The following is a 17,513-nucleotide window of genomic DNA, read 5'->3' on the forward strand; positions in this document are numbered from 1 at the left end:
TTATCAAAAAATCGATATTTCCATATCATTATAATTTATTTCATAATTTATTTCCCAAGCAAAAACTCACCCACTCTTAAGATATCTCCGGCACCCATTGTAATAAGCAAATCACCCTTATGTAAATCCTCCAAGAGGTAATTTTCTATCTCATCAAAAGTATCAAAGCTTGTAGCATTCCCGCCAAGTTCATTTATCCTGTCTGAGAGAAGATGTGAACTCACTCCGAGATTGTCGGTTTCTCTGGCCGGATAAATCTTTGCAATGATTACTTGTTCCACATTCTTTAAAACATTTGCAAAATCTTCAAATAATGCCTTAGTTCTGGTGTAGGTATGTGGCTGGAATACTACCACAAGTCTGTCATGAGGATATCTCTTTGCAATATTCAATGTAGCGGAGATCTCACTCGGATGATGTGCATAATCATCAACTATTGTTATGCCGTCAAGTTTTCCCTTGATTTCAAATCTTCTGTCCACACCCTTAAACTCCAAAAGTCCTCTTCTTATATCTTCAATACCGACTCCAAGTTCGAAGGCGACACAGACAGCCGCCAAGGCATTGTATATATTGTGATTTCCGCCTACACAAAGCTTAACATCCTCATATGTCTCTTCTTTATGAACCAGATCAAATGTAGGATATCCTATGGCATCATATCTTATATTTGCAGCATAACAGTCACTGTTTTCAGTTCCATATCTTACTACATTGCCTTCATATCCCATTGTAATCTCTCTGTTGTTTTTAATCTTATCATTTATTATTATACAACCCTCACGGCTTGTGTTTTTTACAAATTTCTTAAAAGAGTCTCTGATATCATCCAGATCCTTAAAAAAATCCAGATGATCCTCCTCAATATTCAGTATAACACCTACTGTAGGATACAATTCAAGAAAGCTGTTTGTATATTCACATGCTTCCGTAACAAAGGTGTCACCATTTCCTATATAAACATTTCCCCTTATCTTCTTTACAATTCCTCCTACCGAAATTGTAGGATCCAGATTTGTATCAAGTAAAATATATGATAACATAGAGGTGGTGGTGGTCTTTCCATGTGTACCGCTTATTGCAATACTTTCTTTAAATTTTGACATGACATATCCAAGCAACTGCGCTCTGGTCATCACCTTGATATTTTTTTCTTTTGCTTTGATAAATTCGGGATTGTCCTTATGTATGGCTGCCGTATATACAAATAAATCTATATCATCACTGATATTATTTTTATTTTGTCCTATAAATACTTTTATACCTCTGTTTTCAAGGTCTTTTGTCCTGTTACTTGCTTTTGTATCTGAGCCGCTCACTTTGAAGCCCTTCTCTAAAAGTACTCTTGCCAACCCGCTCATGCTGATACCGCCAATGCCACAAAAATATATGTGCTTTATGTCATTAAATTTAATCTCGCTCAAAAGATGCCTCCTAGGATTATCTTGTTTTTTTCTTTTTTACACTATAACCAAAGGTACCGAGTACCTTTGACAGCCCGATATACTCTCCATGATTATATACTACCATGTCGGCTTTTGTCAGGTCAAATTTGTTTTTTACATCCATATATTTTGAATCTACATTCACAGCCACAACCTTTGCTATAAACATATGATGTGAACCAAGCTCCAAGATATTTTCCACCTTACATTCTATACAGACCGGACTTTCCTTAACAGACGGAGCAGCTACCACTTTTGATGGCAACTGCTCTATCTTCATAACCTTCCATTTATCAATATCTCTGCCTGATTTTACACCACATTCATCTGCCGTTTTTATCAGCCTTTCATTGGTGAGATTGATAACAAACTCACCCGACTTTTTTATTATATCATATGAATATCTGCTTGGTCTAAGAGAAATATACAGCATAGGCGGGTTTGTACATATTGTACCTGTCCATGCTACAGTGACAATATCACTTCTTTTCCCGTCACTACAGCTCACCATCACCACAGGTACCGGATACAGCATATTTCCCGGTTTAAAATCAATTCTCATTTTTCTTAAAATATCTCTTCTTATTTTTTCCTTGGATACCGCTCTTAAAACTATTGCCGTCTTTACCGCTTCTTTCTTTTGCAGTCTTTTCTTTGCTCTTGGCTTTTGAAAGTCTTCTGCCTTTGAAATTTCTTTTTTTCCTCGGCTTTTCACCCAACATCTCACATATTTCATCAATGGTGTTTGCCAAAGTCTTCTTCATTTCATTGACTGTGATATCTGCATACTTTTCATAAAGCGGTGTTCTCTCAAGGTAAAGATCCTTTAAAGTCTGGCCTTCTTTTAGAGTGATTCCTCTCTCTCTCAAATCTCCCAGTCTTGACTTTATTGCAGTATATGACAGCTCTAAATATATTACAACACTTATTTCCTTCAGATGCTCCATGGCTTTAGTGCCGTATACTACACTTCCTCCGGGAGATATAATGCTGTTTGTAACATCAAGTGAGGCATTTACCTCGTCCTCTATTTTTCTAAAGCCGTCATCACCGTACTCTTTTATAAGTTCCTTTAAAAGCTTTCCATATCTTTCTTGAATTACTATATCTGTATCTACAAACTTTTTTCCAAGTCTTTTAGCTAAAACTATTCCCACTGAGGACTTGCCGGATGCCGGCATTCCAATCAATGTAATATTAGTCTTTCTTCCCATATCTCTCCTACATCTGTATTCCCAATACAAGACTCGGTACAAGTTGCTTCTTTCTTGATACCACCGATTCAAGCTCTATAACTCCGGCATCACCGACATCATAAGCACCCTCTTCAATCCTAAATGCCTTCATTACAAGTGACATGGCTCCGGAACCTACACATATAAGTCTTGTAGACTGTTCCAATATATTTGTCAACATAAAAAACATCATATCTTCTTCACTGCTCTCATGCAGCTTTATAAGAAAAGGCATCAGCCTGCTTTCTATCTCACTTAACTCTTCTTCATTAAGTGAACTTATCTGACCTATTCCTATGGTACTCTTACCAAGTGCAAAGGTCTTATAGTCCTGATGGAAAATCTGTTCATCGGTCTTTCCCTTCAGATTACTTGCAGATGCGAACATTTGATTTGCATATTTTTCTATATCAATACCTGCAATCTTTGCAAGTGCAAGTCCTGCCGCCTTATCCGCCGCAGTACATGTAGGAGAACGAAACAGCAATGTATCAGAAATGATTGCAGAACACATAAGTCCTGCTATATGAGGCGGAATCTCAATTCCCTTTTCATGATACATCTGATATATGATGGTAGAAGTGCAACCAAGAGGCTGATTTCTGAAATATACAGGTCCGATGGTCTCTATAGTGCCAAGTCTGTGGTGGTCAATTATTTCAAGGACATTTGCATGCTCTATACCGTCCACCGCCTGACTCTTTTCATTGTGGTCAACCATTATTACTCTCTTGCCCTTGGCACCCAGCAAATTTCTTCTTGAGAACATGCCAAGATACTTACCATGTTTATCAAGAACCGGAAAATCTCTATGCCTTACACTTGCCATTACATCCTTTACATCATCCAGATAATCTTCATTTTCAAATGTAATGAGATTTGCAGTCTTCATAAAATAATTAATAGGCATGGACTGGTTGATAAGCCTTGCAACTGTAAAGCTGTCATACGCGGTTGTTATAACTGTAGTACCATGATCTTTTGCAATCTTTTGAATAGTTCTGGATGCACCCGCACCCTCACATACTATTATACATGCCGCTCCCATCTCAATAGCACACAGCTGCATCTCATATCTGTTGCCAAGTATTACAAGATCATCCTTTTCGATATAAAACTCCATCATATCAGGATTTGCGGCCGCCACCACTACCTTGCCTTCATTAAAATAAGCATCTTCATCTCCCACCACCAGAGTGCCTTCCAGTGTCTCTATAATATTTGAGTATCTTGTATTAGCCTTTGCAAGTATCCTGCTGTCATATATATTCATATATGAGTTTGCAATATCGCTGACAGATATTATACCCTCAAGGTCACCGTCACTGTTTACTGCCGGCAAAGTCACCACATCAAGTTCCTGCATAAGTGACCATGCTTTTTTAAATGATATATTCTTATCAACACCCTTTGTATGCTTTATATCAATATCCTTTATCTGAGTCTTTACACTCTCAGTAAGCTTAGGCGGTTTAACCTTGAAATAATTCAATACGAATTTGGTCTCCTCATTGATTTCTCCGGCACGCCTTGGTAAAAACTCTCCTTCTTCAGTTTTTGACTTTAGATCGGCATAACTGATAGCCGCACAAATTGAATCTGTGTCCGGGTTTTTATGACCCATTATCAATGTTCTAAGCTTTGACATAATTTCCTCTTAACTAAATTTTTTCACTAAATAATTTTTCAGGGTACACTCCCTTATCTACCAGGTCTTTTATTGAATTAACAACAATTTCCCTGTCTTCTTTATAGGTTACTCCAAACCATTTATCATGGCTTTTTAATACCTCTACACTTGCTCTTTTTGACTTTATAGCTTCATCTATCACTGACGGCAGGAGATATTCACTTTTTAACTCATTTTTTATATTCTTTAAAAACTTAGGAAAGCCTTCCTCAAGAATATCCAAAAATTCCGGTGTAAGTCCCCACATATTCATTGAAACAATGTCGTCCAAGTCTATATCTCTCTTTTGCTTATTTTCATCCACCGCATTCAAAATGCCGTTTTTTACTTCTATTTCAAATGTCTCCGTTACATCTGCCAGCTTGTTATCGGCATCTACCTTACAAACTCCTCTTGTAACTCCGCCGTTGTCTGAAAGTGTATTCTTCAGCACAAACCCCGCCATACAAAGGTCAAGTTTATCACTGTCACCCTTCATATGCTCTTTCATATAGTCATATACTATTCTAAAGCCCTCTTTGCCGTAGTAATCGTCGGCATTTATTACCACAAAAGGCTCATTTACAAGTCCCTTTATCTCAAGCAATGCCTGACCTGTGCCCCATGGCTTTGTCCTACCCTTAGGACATGTAAAACCTTTCGGCAGATCGTCAAGCTCTTGGAAAGCGTAGTCCACATCTATATATTTTTTTATTCTGTCTCCGATAATCTCTTTAAAATCTTTCTCAAGGTCATGGCGTATGATAAAAATCACTTTATTAAAGCCTGCTTCTTTTGCATCATATATTGAATAGTCCATAATGATCTCACCGCCGGGTCCTACCGGTGTCAGCTGCTTTATGCCGCCGCCAAATCTTGAACCGATGCCTGCCGCCATAACTACTAATGTTGCGTCCATAATATTACTCCTCTGATGAATAATTCGGTGCCTCTTTTGTAATATGTATATCATGCGGATGGCTCTCTCTTAAAGCCGCCGCACTTATCTTGATAAACTGTGCATTTTCTTGTAAGGTCACAATATCCCCGGCACCGCAATAACCCATACCTGAACGAAGACCTCCAAGAAGTTGAAATACCGTATCTTCCACAAGACCCTTATATGCCACTCTGCCTTCTACGCCTTCCGGTACAAGTTTTTTGGCATCCGTTTGAAAATACCTGTCCTTACTTCCCTTTTCCATGGCGGCAAGTGAACCCATACCTCGATAAACCTTATACTTTCTGCCCTGATACAGTTCAAAATCTCCCGGAGACTCGTCACACCCTGCAAACAGTGAACCCATCATGCAGACATTTCCGCCTGCTGCAAGTGCCTTTGTAATATCTCCCGAAAACTTGATACCGCCGTCCGCAATAATAGGAACACCGTATTCCTTGGCTACAGCGTAGCAGTTCATTATTGCACTTATCTGCGGTACGCCGATGCCTGCCACAACTCTGGTAGTACATATGGAACCCGGTCCGATACCTACCTTTACACAGTTCGCACCTGCCTCTATAAGTGCCTTTGTCGCCTCACCTGTGGCGACATTTCCCGCTATAATATCAAGCTTTTTATATTTTTCTTTGATTGCCCTGATACAATTTATTACATTCTTTGAATGTCCATGTGCGGAATCAAGCACTACCACATCCACTTTTGCCTCCACAAGTGCATCACATCTCTCAATCACGTTTTCCGTAATTCCGAGTGCCGCACCGCACAGTAACCTTCCTTGTGAATCTTTGGCGGAGTTTGGATACTTTATCTGCTTTTCAATATCCTTTATAGTGATAAGTCCCTTCAGATTGCCCTCCTTATCCACTATCGGCAGTTTTTCCACTCTGGCCTTTGCCAAAATTTTCTTGGCTTCATCCAAGGTGGTACCCTCAAGTGCCGTAACCAGATGATCCTTAGTCATACACTCGGATATCTTCTTTGTATAATCTTCTTCAAACTTCAAATCTCTGTTGGTAATGATACCTACCAATTTCTTTCCTTCGGTTATCGGAACTCCTGAAATTCTGTATCTGGCCATAAGTTCATTGGCATCAAAAAGAGTATGCTTTGGTGAGAGATAAAAAGGATCTGTAATAACTCCGTTTTCGGAACGTTTTACCTTGTCCACCTCTTCCGCCTGCTCTTTGATACTCATATTTTTATGAATAATTCCGATGCCTCCCTGCCTTGCCATGGCTATTGCCATTCTATGCTCTGTAACTGTATCCATTCCTGCACTCATCAAAGGAATATTTAATTTAATATTCTTTGTTAAATATGTAGAAATATCGATTTGATTTCCTATAACTTCTGAATATGCCGGTTGCAATAGGACATCATCAAATGTGATGCCTTCACCTATGATTCTTGCCACTGCTTTTTCTCCTTTTTACGGATACAATAGTACCTGTCTTTAGTGACTTTCACAAACATAAAGTACTAATAAACAATAATTATTTTTCTCATTAGTCTAACAAATACAAACTATACTGTCAATCATACGAGTCTATACTTATTCCGATATCATTTCTCATATACTTGTTTTCAAAGTTTATAAGCTTTGTTGCCTCATAAGCCTTATTTCTTGCCTCTTTTAAAGTAGGTGCCGTTGCGGTGATACCTAAAACCCTGCCTCCGTTTGTGAGTACATCACCGTTTACCCTTTTTGTACCTGCATGAAAAGCAAATATATCGTTTTTTCTTTCAAAGTTTTCAAGTCCCGATATTTTCTTACCCCTCTCATACTTTAGAGGATAGCCTTTGCTTGCAAGTACCACACATACTGCCGCATTGTCCTTAAACTTAAGATCAATCTTATCAAGATGCCCGTCAATACAGGCCTCAAAAACATCTATAATATCATTTTCCATCCTTGGAAGCACTACCTGAGTTTCAGGGTCGCCAAATCTGGCATTGTATTCAAGTACCTTTACACCGCTTTTTGTAAGCATCAGACCGTAGAATATAATTCCCTTAAACTCTCTGTCCTCGGCTCTCATAGCATCCACAGTTTTTTGATAGATATGTTCCCTACAGTATCTGTCAATCTCCTCGGTATAAAAAGGACTTGGGCTGAAAGTCCCCATTCCGCCTGTATTAAGACCCTTATCTCCATCATTTGCCCTCTTGTGATCCTGTGCGGAGGTCATAAGTGCATAGTGAGTACCGTCTACAAATGAGAGTACACTCACCTCTCTGCCCTCCAAAAACTCTTCTATTACTACAGTATTTCCGGCATCACCGAAACTCTTATCAATCATAAGTTCTTCAATACCTGTTTTTGCTTCTTCAAAATTCTTACAGATTAACACTCCTTTTCCCAGTGCAAGTCCGTCCGCCTTTAAAACTACAGGATAATCAGCTCCTTTTAAATACTTAAGCGCTTTTTGAGGGTCATTAAATTTTTCATAATCTGCTGTCGGTATACCGTATTTTTTCATAAGCTCTTTAGAGAATGCTTTCGACCCCTCAAGTATGGCCGCATTCTTCCTTGGTCCGAATACTCTAAGCCCCTTCTTTTCAAACCTGTCGACTATTCCGCCTACAAGCGGGTCGTCCATCCCTATTATGGTCAGGTCTATCTTTTCATTTTTTGCAAAGTCCACAAGTGAGTCAAAGTCCGTCACGGATATTGCGATATTTGTTGCAATTTCTTCCGTACCTGCATTTCCCGGTGCAACATAGATTTTCGGATTTTTCTTACTCTCTGAAAGCTTCTTTACAATAGCATGCTCTCTTCCGCCGCCACCTACAACCAATATCTTCATAAAACCTCTCCGTTTGCAATCATTTCAACAGCCTTCGGTAAAATAATCCACTCAGCCTCTTCCATTACCCGTCTTTGCAAAGTCATTGCATCATCACCCGGTAATACATTTACCGCTTTTTGAATTATTATTCTGCCTGTATCTATACCGGTATCTACAAAATGCACAGTGGCACCTGTCACCTTGACACCGCGATTTAATGCCGCCTCATGTACCTTCAGTCCATAATAGCCTTTTCCGCAAAAACTCGGTATCAGTGAAGGATGAATATTTATTATCCTGTTTTCAAATGCATCCACTATATCTTTTGAAATATTTACCAAAAACCCCGCCAACACTATAAGGTCGGGGTTTAATCTTTTCAATTCATCAAGTAATGCCTTATCAAAATCATCTCTGTTTAAAAAGCTCTTCGGTAAGATACATTTGTTTTCTATTCCGGCTTCTTTTGCTCTTTTAAGTGCATAGGCATCTGCATTATTTGAGATAACCGACTTTACCCTGATATTTTTTATATCGCCTTTATCTATTGCCTTTATAATGGCGGCAAGATTGGTACCGCCACCTGAAACTAAACATACGATATCAAACATAGATTCTCCTATATAAGCTCTATTCCCTTTGTTCCTTTATCAATATATCCTATTTCAAAGGCTTTTTCTCCTGCCTTATTTATTGCATCTAAAGTTTTTTCAACATCGCCTTTATCTACCGATATTACCATACCGATTCCCATATTGAAGGTGTTGTACATCATTTCCTCACTGATATCACCCTTTTTTGCCATAAGTGTAAATATAGCCGGTACCTCATAAGAGTCTTTTTTTACCACCGCCTTTGTGCCTTCTGTCAACATTCTCGGAATATTCTCATAAAAGCCGCCGCCTGTTATATGTGAACATGCCTTTATTTTGATACCGTTTTCTTTTACGGATTTTAATGCCCTTACATAGATTTTTGTAGGAGCCAAAAGCACCTCTCCCAAAGTCTTATTAAGTTCTTCATAGTAAGTATTAAGTGATTCCTTTGTCATATCAAACACCTTCCTTACCAAAGAAAATCCGTTTGAATGTACACCGCTTGATGCAATACCGATAAGTGCATCTCCGGTCTTCAAATCCTTGCCGTCTATAAGGTCACATTTGTCGGCCACTCCTACACAAAAGCCTGCAAGGTCATATTCATCCTCCGAATAAAATCCCGGCATCTCTGCCGTCTCTCCGCCAATCAAGGCTGCATTTGACTGTACACAACCGTCTGCCACTCCCTTTACAATAGCAGCTATTTTTTGCGGCTCATTCCTGCCGCAGGCTATATAGTCTAAGAAAAACAGCGGCTCACCGCCTGCACATGCCACATCATTCACGCACATTGCCACACAGTCAATGCCTATAGTATCATGCTTATCCATAATAAAGGCAAGCTTTAACTTGGTTCCTACTCCGTCTGTTCCGGATAAAAGTATAGGTTCTTGCATCTCCTTAATCTTACTAAGTGAAAATGCACCTGAGAAACCTCCAAGTCCGCCTAAGACCTCCGCTCTCATAGTTGACTTCACATGCTCTTTCATCAGCTCCACGGCCTTATAACCCGCTTTGATATCCACACCGGCACTCTTGTAATCCATATTACCTCCAATTTGACTCTTATCAGCTCTTCAAAAAAGCATCCGCTCCTATGCTCTTTAACCTGTTATCCTTATTCTCCACCTCTTTTGCCATTTCATCACTGAATTTTTCAAGTTTATCAAAAAGCTTTTCATCATTTACAGCCAGTATCTTTGTTGCAAGTATTCCCGCATTTTTTGCTCCGTTGATTGCTACGGTTGCCACCGGTATACCTGACGGCATCTGAACTATTGAATATAATGAGTCCACCCCTCCAAGATCTGATGTCTTTATAGGCACTCCTATTACAGGCAACGGTGTAAGTGCCGCACACATTCCGGGCAGATGTGCCGCCTTACCGGCTCCTGCAATCACCACTTTAATACCTCTGTCCTTAAGCTCCCTTGCCCATTTAAAGAATATATCAGGTTCACGATGTGCTGATATTATATTGTATTCATACTCTATCCCCATCTTTGTAAGGAAATCACCTGCCGCTCTCATTGTTGCCAAATCGGAATCACTTCCCATCACTATCGCTACTTTGCTCATAGTTCCTCCGTTATTCATTGAGTATTTCACTGCCTTTAAGCACGAACTTTCCGTCCTTTATAATATATGTATGTATGCCGTCAGGCTCATTTGTATATATATCTCCCAGCTCTGCAAGAGGTATTGTGATATCGGTGTGACAGTTAAAATAGGCCTTTTTGATATCTGTTTTTCTTCTTATAGAGCATTCATTATCTCTTGCTATGATTGCCTTACCGTTAGGATTATATGTAATATTGTCCTCTTCATGTGAATAACAGGTATCACCGAAAGCAAAATGCGGTCCCATCTTTTCGGCTATCAAAATAGGCATTTTCTCAAAGATATCATATTTCTTTGCCACATTGTAGGCAATCACATTGGTACCTATAGCAAACTCACCCATCGGCAGGCTCTTATGCCCCTTTAAAACGGCATCGTCAATGATTCTTTTATTGTCTTCTTCACTTTCAAAGTTCTCACAATTGTAGTCCTCAATCATTCCGTCCTTAACTTTGATATACAGATTCTTAATGCGATAACCTGAAAGAAAAACATCCTTTACAAAAAGTGTGCCTTCAGTACCATTAAGCACAGGTGATGTGAATACCTCACCCACCGGAATATTTACATCCGCCCCGCAGTTTTCAAAATTGGTCTCCTTGTTTGCATCCTTCAGCTTATGCAGCTTTATCGTAAGCTCAGTCTTATTGCCCACACCGCCCACTACACTTACCGTATCCGCTTTATCCAATGCATCAATAATTTTTTGCTGTGCATCTTTATACTTTGTTGCATCCAATGTATTGATTCTTATAATATCATCAAAAATATTTGAATAAATCTTTTCATCTTTTGCAATACTTGGAAGCGGCCATGCTATTATACAAAATGCGGTACCCGAAGTATCAATATACTCATCCTGTAAAAGCATCAGTTCATTTCTGTAACCGGTCATAAGATTATTCTGCTTTTCACTGAATGCATTGGCACTTTTCTTCTTTACAGGCAAAAACTCTCTCTCTCCAAAAGACTCCATCAGTGCAGGACCACCATACTTTGACATATCTTCCTTTATCTCTTCAAATGTTCTTTTACACACTTCAAGCTTTCTGTCAAGGTAAGCCTTCTTTGTAAATATATTCATATCAAACTTGTGGTCATACTCAAACTGTCTGTTTACTCCGCCGCTACATATACCTCTGTTTTTTACAGGTGACATATCTGCAAGTCTGTACGGCTTTCTTTGCAATACCACTTCAAATCCCATATCTTCAAAGAAAATAACAGCTTCTTTTACTATTCTCTCAAATCCGATATTATATACCAATGATACAACACTTCTCTTTGTGATATCCTTTTGCATTGCAAAAAAACCGTCTCTATATCCGTCTACAAAAGTTTTTGCACATAGTCTGACAGTTTCACTATCTAATGAATTCAAATATTTTGCTGTATTTATTTCATTTGAGCCAATGTATTCACCGAATTTAAAAAGATATCTCAGATCTGACAGATCGTCATTCATTATGATATTGTAAAAGAATCTGTTAGAAGCAGTAAAGTTTTCAATTATTCTCTTTCTTGCAGTTATATCCAGATAGTCTGAAGCGTACCAATATATCACATCTGTAATCTCTTTTGCACTTGCACCTTCCATAGCTGTTCCATAGACCTGCAAAAACAGTTCAAGAATATTTACAAAACCTTCAAAATCACCCTCAAAAACTGTAATAAATGCGGCTCTCACCTCAAAACCCAAGCTTAAAAAAGGAGAAACAAAATCCTTATCAAATATCTTCTCCAATACATCAGGATTGTACACTGAACCTGCATAAATCTCTTCTCTCAAATCATAGAACAGCTCATTTTGAATATCTGTAAGTTCTTCAAAACTTAAAGCTTCAAACTCTCCTGTCTCCTTTTTTTTCCTGATGTCATTTACTTTTTCTAAAAATGATGCCAACTCCGCAAAAAAATCCTTGAACTTAACATCTGCACACAATGCATCATCTTCTTCTCTTATCTGAGATATTCTGTCCATTGCCAGATTTATTCTCTCAGCTGTTACCCTCTTATCCCAAGAATAAATATCATAAACCATAGTAAAAATATAACTCCTCCAATCAATGTTGTAATCACCGACAGTGATTTTCTGGCCAATCCGTCTTTAAAAGATTTTATCGAATAATAAAATCCGGCTCCGGCAAACAAAAATGAGCAAAGTGCAAAAGCTGACACCTGTATGCTTGGTGCCCCCTGATTTTCTATCACTTTTCTGAGTGCAAATCCTAATAACACTACAGCAACCAAATCCATAAACAGAGCAAACTTTGCATCCTTTGCAAAAGGTCTCTTCATATAGTCAACCATATCACTTCTGCTTGTGGCAAACTTCACCTTGTCCTCTGCCGATAAAAATCTGTCAGAGTCTAATATATTCTCTTCTCTTCTAAAAGGCGTTCCTATTCTTTTTCTTTTAAAAAAACTCATTCACGTCTCCATATGATAATCCTAAATAAAGCAAAAACAATGTATCCAAGCGCTACCCCGACAGTATTCAAAATAATATCATCCACATCAAAGCTTCCGACATTGGTTGTAAGCTGTATAACTTCTACAATACATGAGAGCAAACAGCCTTCTATCAATGTTTTAAAGAAACCGCTTTTTTTTCTGCTGATTACCGGTCTGAAAAATCCGAAAGGCATAAAAGCAAGTATATTGCCGCCTACATTTATCACCGATATCATACCAAGTCTATCAAAATTGTTGATATATCTTCTGATTTCATTAAAAGGCACTGTATTATAACCATGTACCTCCACCGCCATACCTCTTCCAAAGCCCTCGGCAAAGAAAAGAACATAGCATAAAATCAAAATATATAATATAAATAATACCAATCCCAAAAATCTAAACTTAGTTTTAAGTTTATCCATATCAAAACTCTATATTTTTCTTTCCTACAAGCAATCTTGCTCCGTTTACAATTGACATAACACCTGTAGCAACACCTACAACTATCATTATCACTCCGACAGCAATACCTGCTCCGCCACAAAATTTCATAAGTTTATATGTTTTTTCCATATCTTTCACCTGTCTTTATTTTACACCGTAAATCTTATAGTAATCATCAATAGCACATTTTAATTTATCATCAATTATAACTCTGCCGTCCGTCTCTTTATTATACAGATACTCCACCACCTCATTCATAGTAACAATGGCTGTAGTCTTTATTCCGTATTTTTCACTTATCTCTGCAAGTGCCGACTTCTCTCCCTTACCTCTTTCACATCTGTCAACACTCACTGCAAGTCCGAGTACATCTACATCTCCCTGTGCCTTTATTATAGGTAATGTCTCCTCAATAGAAGTTCCGGCTGTGGTCACATCCTCTATTATAACAACTCTGTCTCCGTCTTTTATAGGTGAGCCGAGCAAAATACCTGTATCTCCATGGTCTTTTACTTCTTTTCTGTTTGAGCAATACTTTACATCCACACCCTCATCACTAAGTGCCATAGATGTAGCCACACTGAGAGGAATACCCTTGTATGCAGGTCCGAAAAGAATATCAAATTCATCACCGAAAGCACCTCTTATCGCCTTTGCATAGTATTTTCCAAGTCTGCCAAGTTGTGAACCTGTTCTGTAAAACCCTGTATTTACAAAGAAAGGTGTCTTTCTGCCGCTCTTTGTAACAAAGTCTCCAAACTTAAGCACTTCACACTCTATCATAAAGTCAATAAATTCTTTTTTATAATCTTCCATCGCTACTCCGTTTCTTTATTTTACAAGACCTATAATCTCATTTACATCACCAAAGCCGTTTTTTTCAAGATACTTTTCTATGCCGTCAACCACCATAATACTTGCATCAGGATTGAAAAAATTTGCAGTCCCGACACTTACCATAGTCGCACCGGCAAGCAAAAATTCTATGGCATCATCAGCGGTAACTATTCCACCCATACCTATAACAGGTATCTTCACCGCATTTGCAACCTGATATACCATCCTCAGTGCAACAGGCTTTATAGCAGGTCCCGACATACCGCCTGTCTTATTGGCTATAGCAAAGCACCTCTTATTTATATCTATCTTCATTCCTGTTACAGTATTTATAAGTGAAAGTGCGTCAGCCCCGGCATCCTCCGCCGCCTTTGCAATCTCAGTAATATCCGTAACATTCGGTGAGAGTTTCATAATAACAGGCTTTTTTGAATGAACCTTTACCTGACTTGTAATATCTCTTACACTGTCCACATTTGTACCGAAGGTAATACCTCCATGTGATACATTCGGGCAGGAAATATTGATCTCAAGCATATCAACAGCCTCATGTGAGAGTCTTTCCACAGTCTCTATATAGTCTGAGATGCTTCTGCCACATACATTTACAATTATCTTTGTATCCTTTTGCTTAAGAAATTTCAAATCTCTTTCTATAAAGGTGTCCACTCCGGGGTTTTGAAGTCCGATAGCATTTAACATTCCTCCATAGACTTCCGCAATCCTTGGTGTAGGATTTCCCTCCCATGGGATATTTGCAACGCCCTTTGTTGTAACCGCACCAAGTCTGTTGATATCTACAAGTTCACAAAACTCCTCTCCATGTCCGAAAGTTCCGCTTGCAACCGTCACAGGATTTTTAAACTCCACATCCGCTATCTTTACTTTTGTATTTATCATAGTTCCACCTCAAAAGCATTAAAAACGGGACCTTCTGTGCAGACCCTCTTATTCTTTACTTTGGAGTGAGAGTCAATCTCACTTGATTTACAGGTGCAGGCCAGACAGGCACCTATACCGCATGCCATCTTTTCCTCCAGTGACAAAAAGCACTCTATATTATTTTCAAATGCATATTTTTTTATAGCTCTAAGCATTGGAGCAGGCCCGCAGGCAAGTATTCTCTTTGCATTCAGATTATTTTTTCTGACAGCATCCAAAACATTTCCCTTTGTACCGATACTGCCGTCTTCAGAAGCAATATATACCCTGCCGTATTGACTCAGATCGTCTACAAGGAAGGTATCACTGTCTCTAAATCCAAGTACCGTTATCTTTTCACCTTCAAGTTTCTTTGCAAGTTCAAGCATAGGCGGGATTCCGATACCTCCGCCGATAAGTATACTTGATATTGAATCGGTAGGAAATCCGTTGCCTAGAGGTCCCAAAAGCTTAATATCATCTCCTGCTTCAAGCTTTGAAAACTCGGCCGTTCCCGTATCTTTACCTGTGACCCTGTATACAAGTCTGATAGAATCCTTATCCGTCTCACAGATACTTACAGGTCTTGGCAGAAGTTTTGACGGATTTTTTGTATAGACATTTACAAATTGTCCGGGAGCGGCATACTTTGCTATATCTGTCCTTATCCAAACCGAAAAAATATCCTTACTTAATTCATCTTGGGAAAGCACCTTCCCGTTGTCCATTATCTTTGTCATTATTATAAAACCCTGTTTATATCTGCTATCATATCTTTAACCGCCGCTCTTGACGCATTTGCAAAATCAAGTGAAGCATACTTTTCCTGCTTGTATGCGGCTATTATTCCTCTTGATGAGTTCACTATTGCACCGAGTCCGTCTTTATTAAAGCAGGGCTTTAAATCCTCTGCCGTAGCTCCCTGTGCACCGTATCCCGGTACAAGGAAAAAAGTATGAGGCATCTTCTCTCTAAGTATTGCACTCATTTTCGGATATGTGGCACCTACTACCGCACCTACATTTGAGTACTCTCCGTCCATACTAAGTTCACCCCACTCACAGGTCTTTTTTGCCACAAGCTCATAAAGAGGTGTGCCGTCTATCTGTCTATCCTGAAACTCTCCGCTTGAAGGATTTGATGTCTTTACAAGTACAAAGATACCCTTATCCTCACTGTTGCATACATCTATAAAAGGCTTTATGCCGTCGGTTCCAAGGTATGGATTTACCGTAACAAAATCCGTATCAAATCCTGACAACTTCTCACCTGAAATCTCACTTACACCTATATGAGCCTTGGCATAGGCAAGTGAAGTGGAACCTATATCTCCTCTTTTTGCATCACCTATTACAAGAAGCCCTTTACTCTTTGCATAGTCAACAGTATTCTTATAGGCAATCATTCCGTCTATACCGAACTCTTCATACATAGCTATCTGCGGTTTCACTGCCGGAATAAGGTCAAATGTCTTATCTATTATTGCCATATTAAAGTCATAGAAAGCCTCAGCCACAGCCTTTGTGCTTTTTCCATATTTCTTTATTTTCTCGTCTAATATATAATCGGGTATATGTGAAATAAGCGGATCCAGTCCGACACATATAGGGGCATTTGTTTGCTTGATTTTTTCAATAAGTTTTGCAATCATATTTTCTCCTAAAGCCTTTAGGGCATAATGTATTTATGAAAGTATAACACATAAACACGCAATATTTCAATAAATGCACTTGGAGTTTGAGATGAATATAATAAAAACAAAAGAACTTACACAATATTATATAGAAGAGATAAATAATCTGGTGGAAGCACAGGATAAAGTCAATCACCTTCCGCTCTACTTTGACTTTGATGATGACAGATGTACTTACTATCTCTGCTTTGAAAATAAAGCGTTGATGTCTGTAACGGCACTTTTTGAGATAGATACCGATATATACGAGGCGATAGCCTATACAGATATACTCAACAGATGTAAAGGCTATTTTAGAGCTGTATATGAATACATTTGTAATGAACTCGGTACCGGTTTCAGTATTTCATTTATCTGTGAAAGAAACTACACTCCTGCTATAAAGACAGCAAAAAAAATGTCACTTAAATATGACTGTACTGAAACTATGATGGAACTTGACTTATCAGAATATACAGGAAATAATATTGCAGATATTGATATAATCAAAGAAGATGATATCTGCTATATTTTTAAATCTGATACCGAGATTGGTTCATTTTGCTTTTATACCTTTACATTTAACAGTAATAATATATATTTTCACAGCTTCAATATATATGAGGATTATAGAAATAAAGGACTTGGAAGACTTTCTATGAAGGCAATACTTTATTTTTTAAAAAATCTCGGTAAAACAAAAATACATTTACAATTATTGCTTGAAAATCTCCCTGCCTATAAGATATATACCGAACTTGGCTTCAATATTGTAAGTGAGATAAGTTATTATAAAAAAGTTTGCTGATTAAATGCCTTAAAATATTTTATACAATTAAATTTATTTCTATTTATTTGTAT

Annotated in this window: 19 protein-coding genes; 1 reads left to right on the forward strand and 18 read right to left on the reverse strand. The window is 38.3% G+C overall.

Annotated elements, in window-relative coordinates; translation table 11 throughout:
• Positions 1 to 47: 47 nt before the first annotated feature.
• From murC to pyrF, 18 genes are all read right to left on the reverse strand, one after another.
• Positions 48 to 1,424: a UDP-N-acetylmuramate--L-alanine ligase gene (gene murC / locus HMPREF0381_RS11580; RefSeq protein WP_040461430.1), complete on the reverse strand. Its 1,377-nt coding sequence runs from the start codon at positions 1,422 to 1,424 to the stop codon at positions 48 to 50.
• A gap of 16 nt (positions 1,425 to 1,440) precedes the next feature.
• Entirely contained in the window at positions 1,441 to 2,007 is a 567-nt protein-coding gene (locus HMPREF0381_RS11585) for a flavin reductase family protein (RefSeq protein ID WP_008752170.1), read from the reverse strand.
• Positions 1,997 to 2,659, reverse strand: coding sequence for a shikimate kinase (locus HMPREF0381_RS11590; RefSeq protein ID WP_008752171.1), 663 nt, complete (start codon positions 2,657 to 2,659; stop codon positions 1,997 to 1,999). Before HMPREF0381_RS11590 ends, HMPREF0381_RS11585 begins: the two co-directional genes overlap by 11 nt.
• A 7-nt stretch (positions 2,660 to 2,666) precedes the next feature.
• Positions 2,667 to 4,328, reverse strand: coding sequence for a putative manganese-dependent inorganic diphosphatase (locus tag HMPREF0381_RS11595; protein ID WP_008752172.1), 1,662 nt, complete (start codon positions 4,326 to 4,328; stop codon positions 2,667 to 2,669).
• A 13-nt stretch (positions 4,329 to 4,341) separates the two neighbouring features.
• On the reverse strand, positions 4,342 to 5,268 hold the full coding sequence (locus HMPREF0381_RS11600) for a nucleotidyltransferase family protein (RefSeq protein WP_008752173.1): 927 nt from the start codon (positions 5,266 to 5,268) through the stop codon (positions 4,342 to 4,344).
• A 4-nt stretch (positions 5,269 to 5,272) separates the two neighbouring features.
• Positions 5,273 to 6,727: an IMP dehydrogenase gene (gene guaB / locus HMPREF0381_RS11605; protein ID WP_008752174.1), complete on the reverse strand. Its 1,455-nt coding sequence runs from the start codon at positions 6,725 to 6,727 to the stop codon at positions 5,273 to 5,275.
• Between the two features lie 118 nt (positions 6,728 to 6,845).
• A complete protein-coding gene (gene purD / locus HMPREF0381_RS11610) occupies positions 6,846 to 8,120 on the reverse strand; it encodes a phosphoribosylamine--glycine ligase (RefSeq protein ID WP_008752175.1) in 1,275 nt (424 codons plus the stop codon).
• Positions 8,117 to 8,713 (reverse strand): phosphoribosylglycinamide formyltransferase, encoded by a 597-nt coding sequence (gene purN / locus HMPREF0381_RS11615; RefSeq protein WP_008752176.1) that lies wholly within the window; start codon positions 8,711 to 8,713, stop codon positions 8,117 to 8,119. Before purN ends, purD begins: the two co-directional genes overlap by 4 nt.
• An 8-nt stretch (positions 8,714 to 8,721) precedes the next feature.
• Positions 8,722 to 9,747: a phosphoribosylformylglycinamidine cyclo-ligase gene (gene purM / locus HMPREF0381_RS11620; RefSeq protein ID WP_008752177.1), complete on the reverse strand. Its 1,026-nt coding sequence runs from the start codon at positions 9,745 to 9,747 to the stop codon at positions 8,722 to 8,724.
• A 22-nt stretch (positions 9,748 to 9,769) separates the two neighbouring features.
• Entirely contained in the window at positions 9,770 to 10,279 is a 510-nt protein-coding gene (purE, locus tag HMPREF0381_RS11625; RefSeq protein WP_040461431.1) for a 5-(carboxyamino)imidazole ribonucleotide mutase, read from the reverse strand.
• 10 nt (positions 10,280 to 10,289) lie between these two features.
• Complete coding sequence (locus tag HMPREF0381_RS11630) at positions 10,290 to 12,362, reverse strand: aminopeptidase (RefSeq protein WP_008752179.1); 2,073 nt, start codon at positions 12,360 to 12,362, stop codon at positions 10,290 to 10,292.
• Positions 12,326 to 12,751 (reverse strand): hypothetical protein, encoded by a 426-nt coding sequence (locus HMPREF0381_RS11635; RefSeq protein WP_008752180.1) that lies wholly within the window; start codon positions 12,749 to 12,751, stop codon positions 12,326 to 12,328. The genes HMPREF0381_RS11630 and HMPREF0381_RS11635 overlap by 37 nt, the downstream gene beginning before the upstream one ends.
• Positions 12,748 to 13,200 (reverse strand): VanZ family protein, encoded by a 453-nt coding sequence (locus HMPREF0381_RS11640; RefSeq protein ID WP_008752181.1) that lies wholly within the window; start codon positions 13,198 to 13,200, stop codon positions 12,748 to 12,750. Before HMPREF0381_RS11640 ends, HMPREF0381_RS11635 begins: the two co-directional genes overlap by 4 nt.
• Position 13,201: 1 nt before the next feature.
• The gene (locus HMPREF0381_RS15060; protein WP_008753214.1) at positions 13,202 to 13,351 is read right to left on the reverse strand and encodes a hypothetical protein; all 150 of its coding nucleotides are present in this window, start codon (positions 13,349 to 13,351) and stop codon (positions 13,202 to 13,204) included.
• Positions 13,352 to 13,366: 15 nt separating this feature from the next.
• Positions 13,367 to 14,038: an orotate phosphoribosyltransferase gene (pyrE, locus tag HMPREF0381_RS14915; protein WP_008752183.1), complete on the reverse strand. Its 672-nt coding sequence runs from the start codon at positions 14,036 to 14,038 to the stop codon at positions 13,367 to 13,369.
• Positions 14,039 to 14,053: 15 nt separating this feature from the next.
• Positions 14,054 to 14,959: a dihydroorotate dehydrogenase gene (locus HMPREF0381_RS14920; RefSeq protein ID WP_008752184.1), complete on the reverse strand. Its 906-nt coding sequence runs from the start codon at positions 14,957 to 14,959 to the stop codon at positions 14,054 to 14,056.
• Complete coding sequence (locus HMPREF0381_RS11660; protein WP_008752185.1) at positions 14,956 to 15,720, reverse strand: dihydroorotate dehydrogenase electron transfer subunit; 765 nt, start codon at positions 15,718 to 15,720, stop codon at positions 14,956 to 14,958. The genes HMPREF0381_RS14920 and HMPREF0381_RS11660 overlap by 4 nt, the downstream gene beginning before the upstream one ends.
• Before the next feature lie 2 nt (positions 15,721 to 15,722).
• Positions 15,723 to 16,631: an orotidine-5'-phosphate decarboxylase gene (gene pyrF / locus HMPREF0381_RS11665; protein ID WP_008752186.1), complete on the reverse strand. Its 909-nt coding sequence runs from the start codon at positions 16,629 to 16,631 to the stop codon at positions 15,723 to 15,725.
• 91 nt (positions 16,632 to 16,722) lie between these two features.
• Here pyrF and HMPREF0381_RS11670 point away from each other — a divergent pair, with 91 nt between their 5' ends.
• Positions 16,723 to 17,460: a GNAT family N-acetyltransferase gene (locus HMPREF0381_RS11670; RefSeq protein WP_040461432.1), complete on the forward strand. Its 738-nt coding sequence runs from the start codon at positions 16,723 to 16,725 to the stop codon at positions 17,458 to 17,460.
• The last annotated feature ends 53 nt before the right edge of the window (positions 17,461 to 17,513 follow it).

It is taken from the genome of Lachnoanaerobaculum saburreum DSM 3986, assembly GCF_000185385.1.
GTDB classification, from domain to species: domain Bacteria; phylum Bacillota; class Clostridia; order Lachnospirales; family Lachnospiraceae; genus Lachnoanaerobaculum; species Lachnoanaerobaculum saburreum.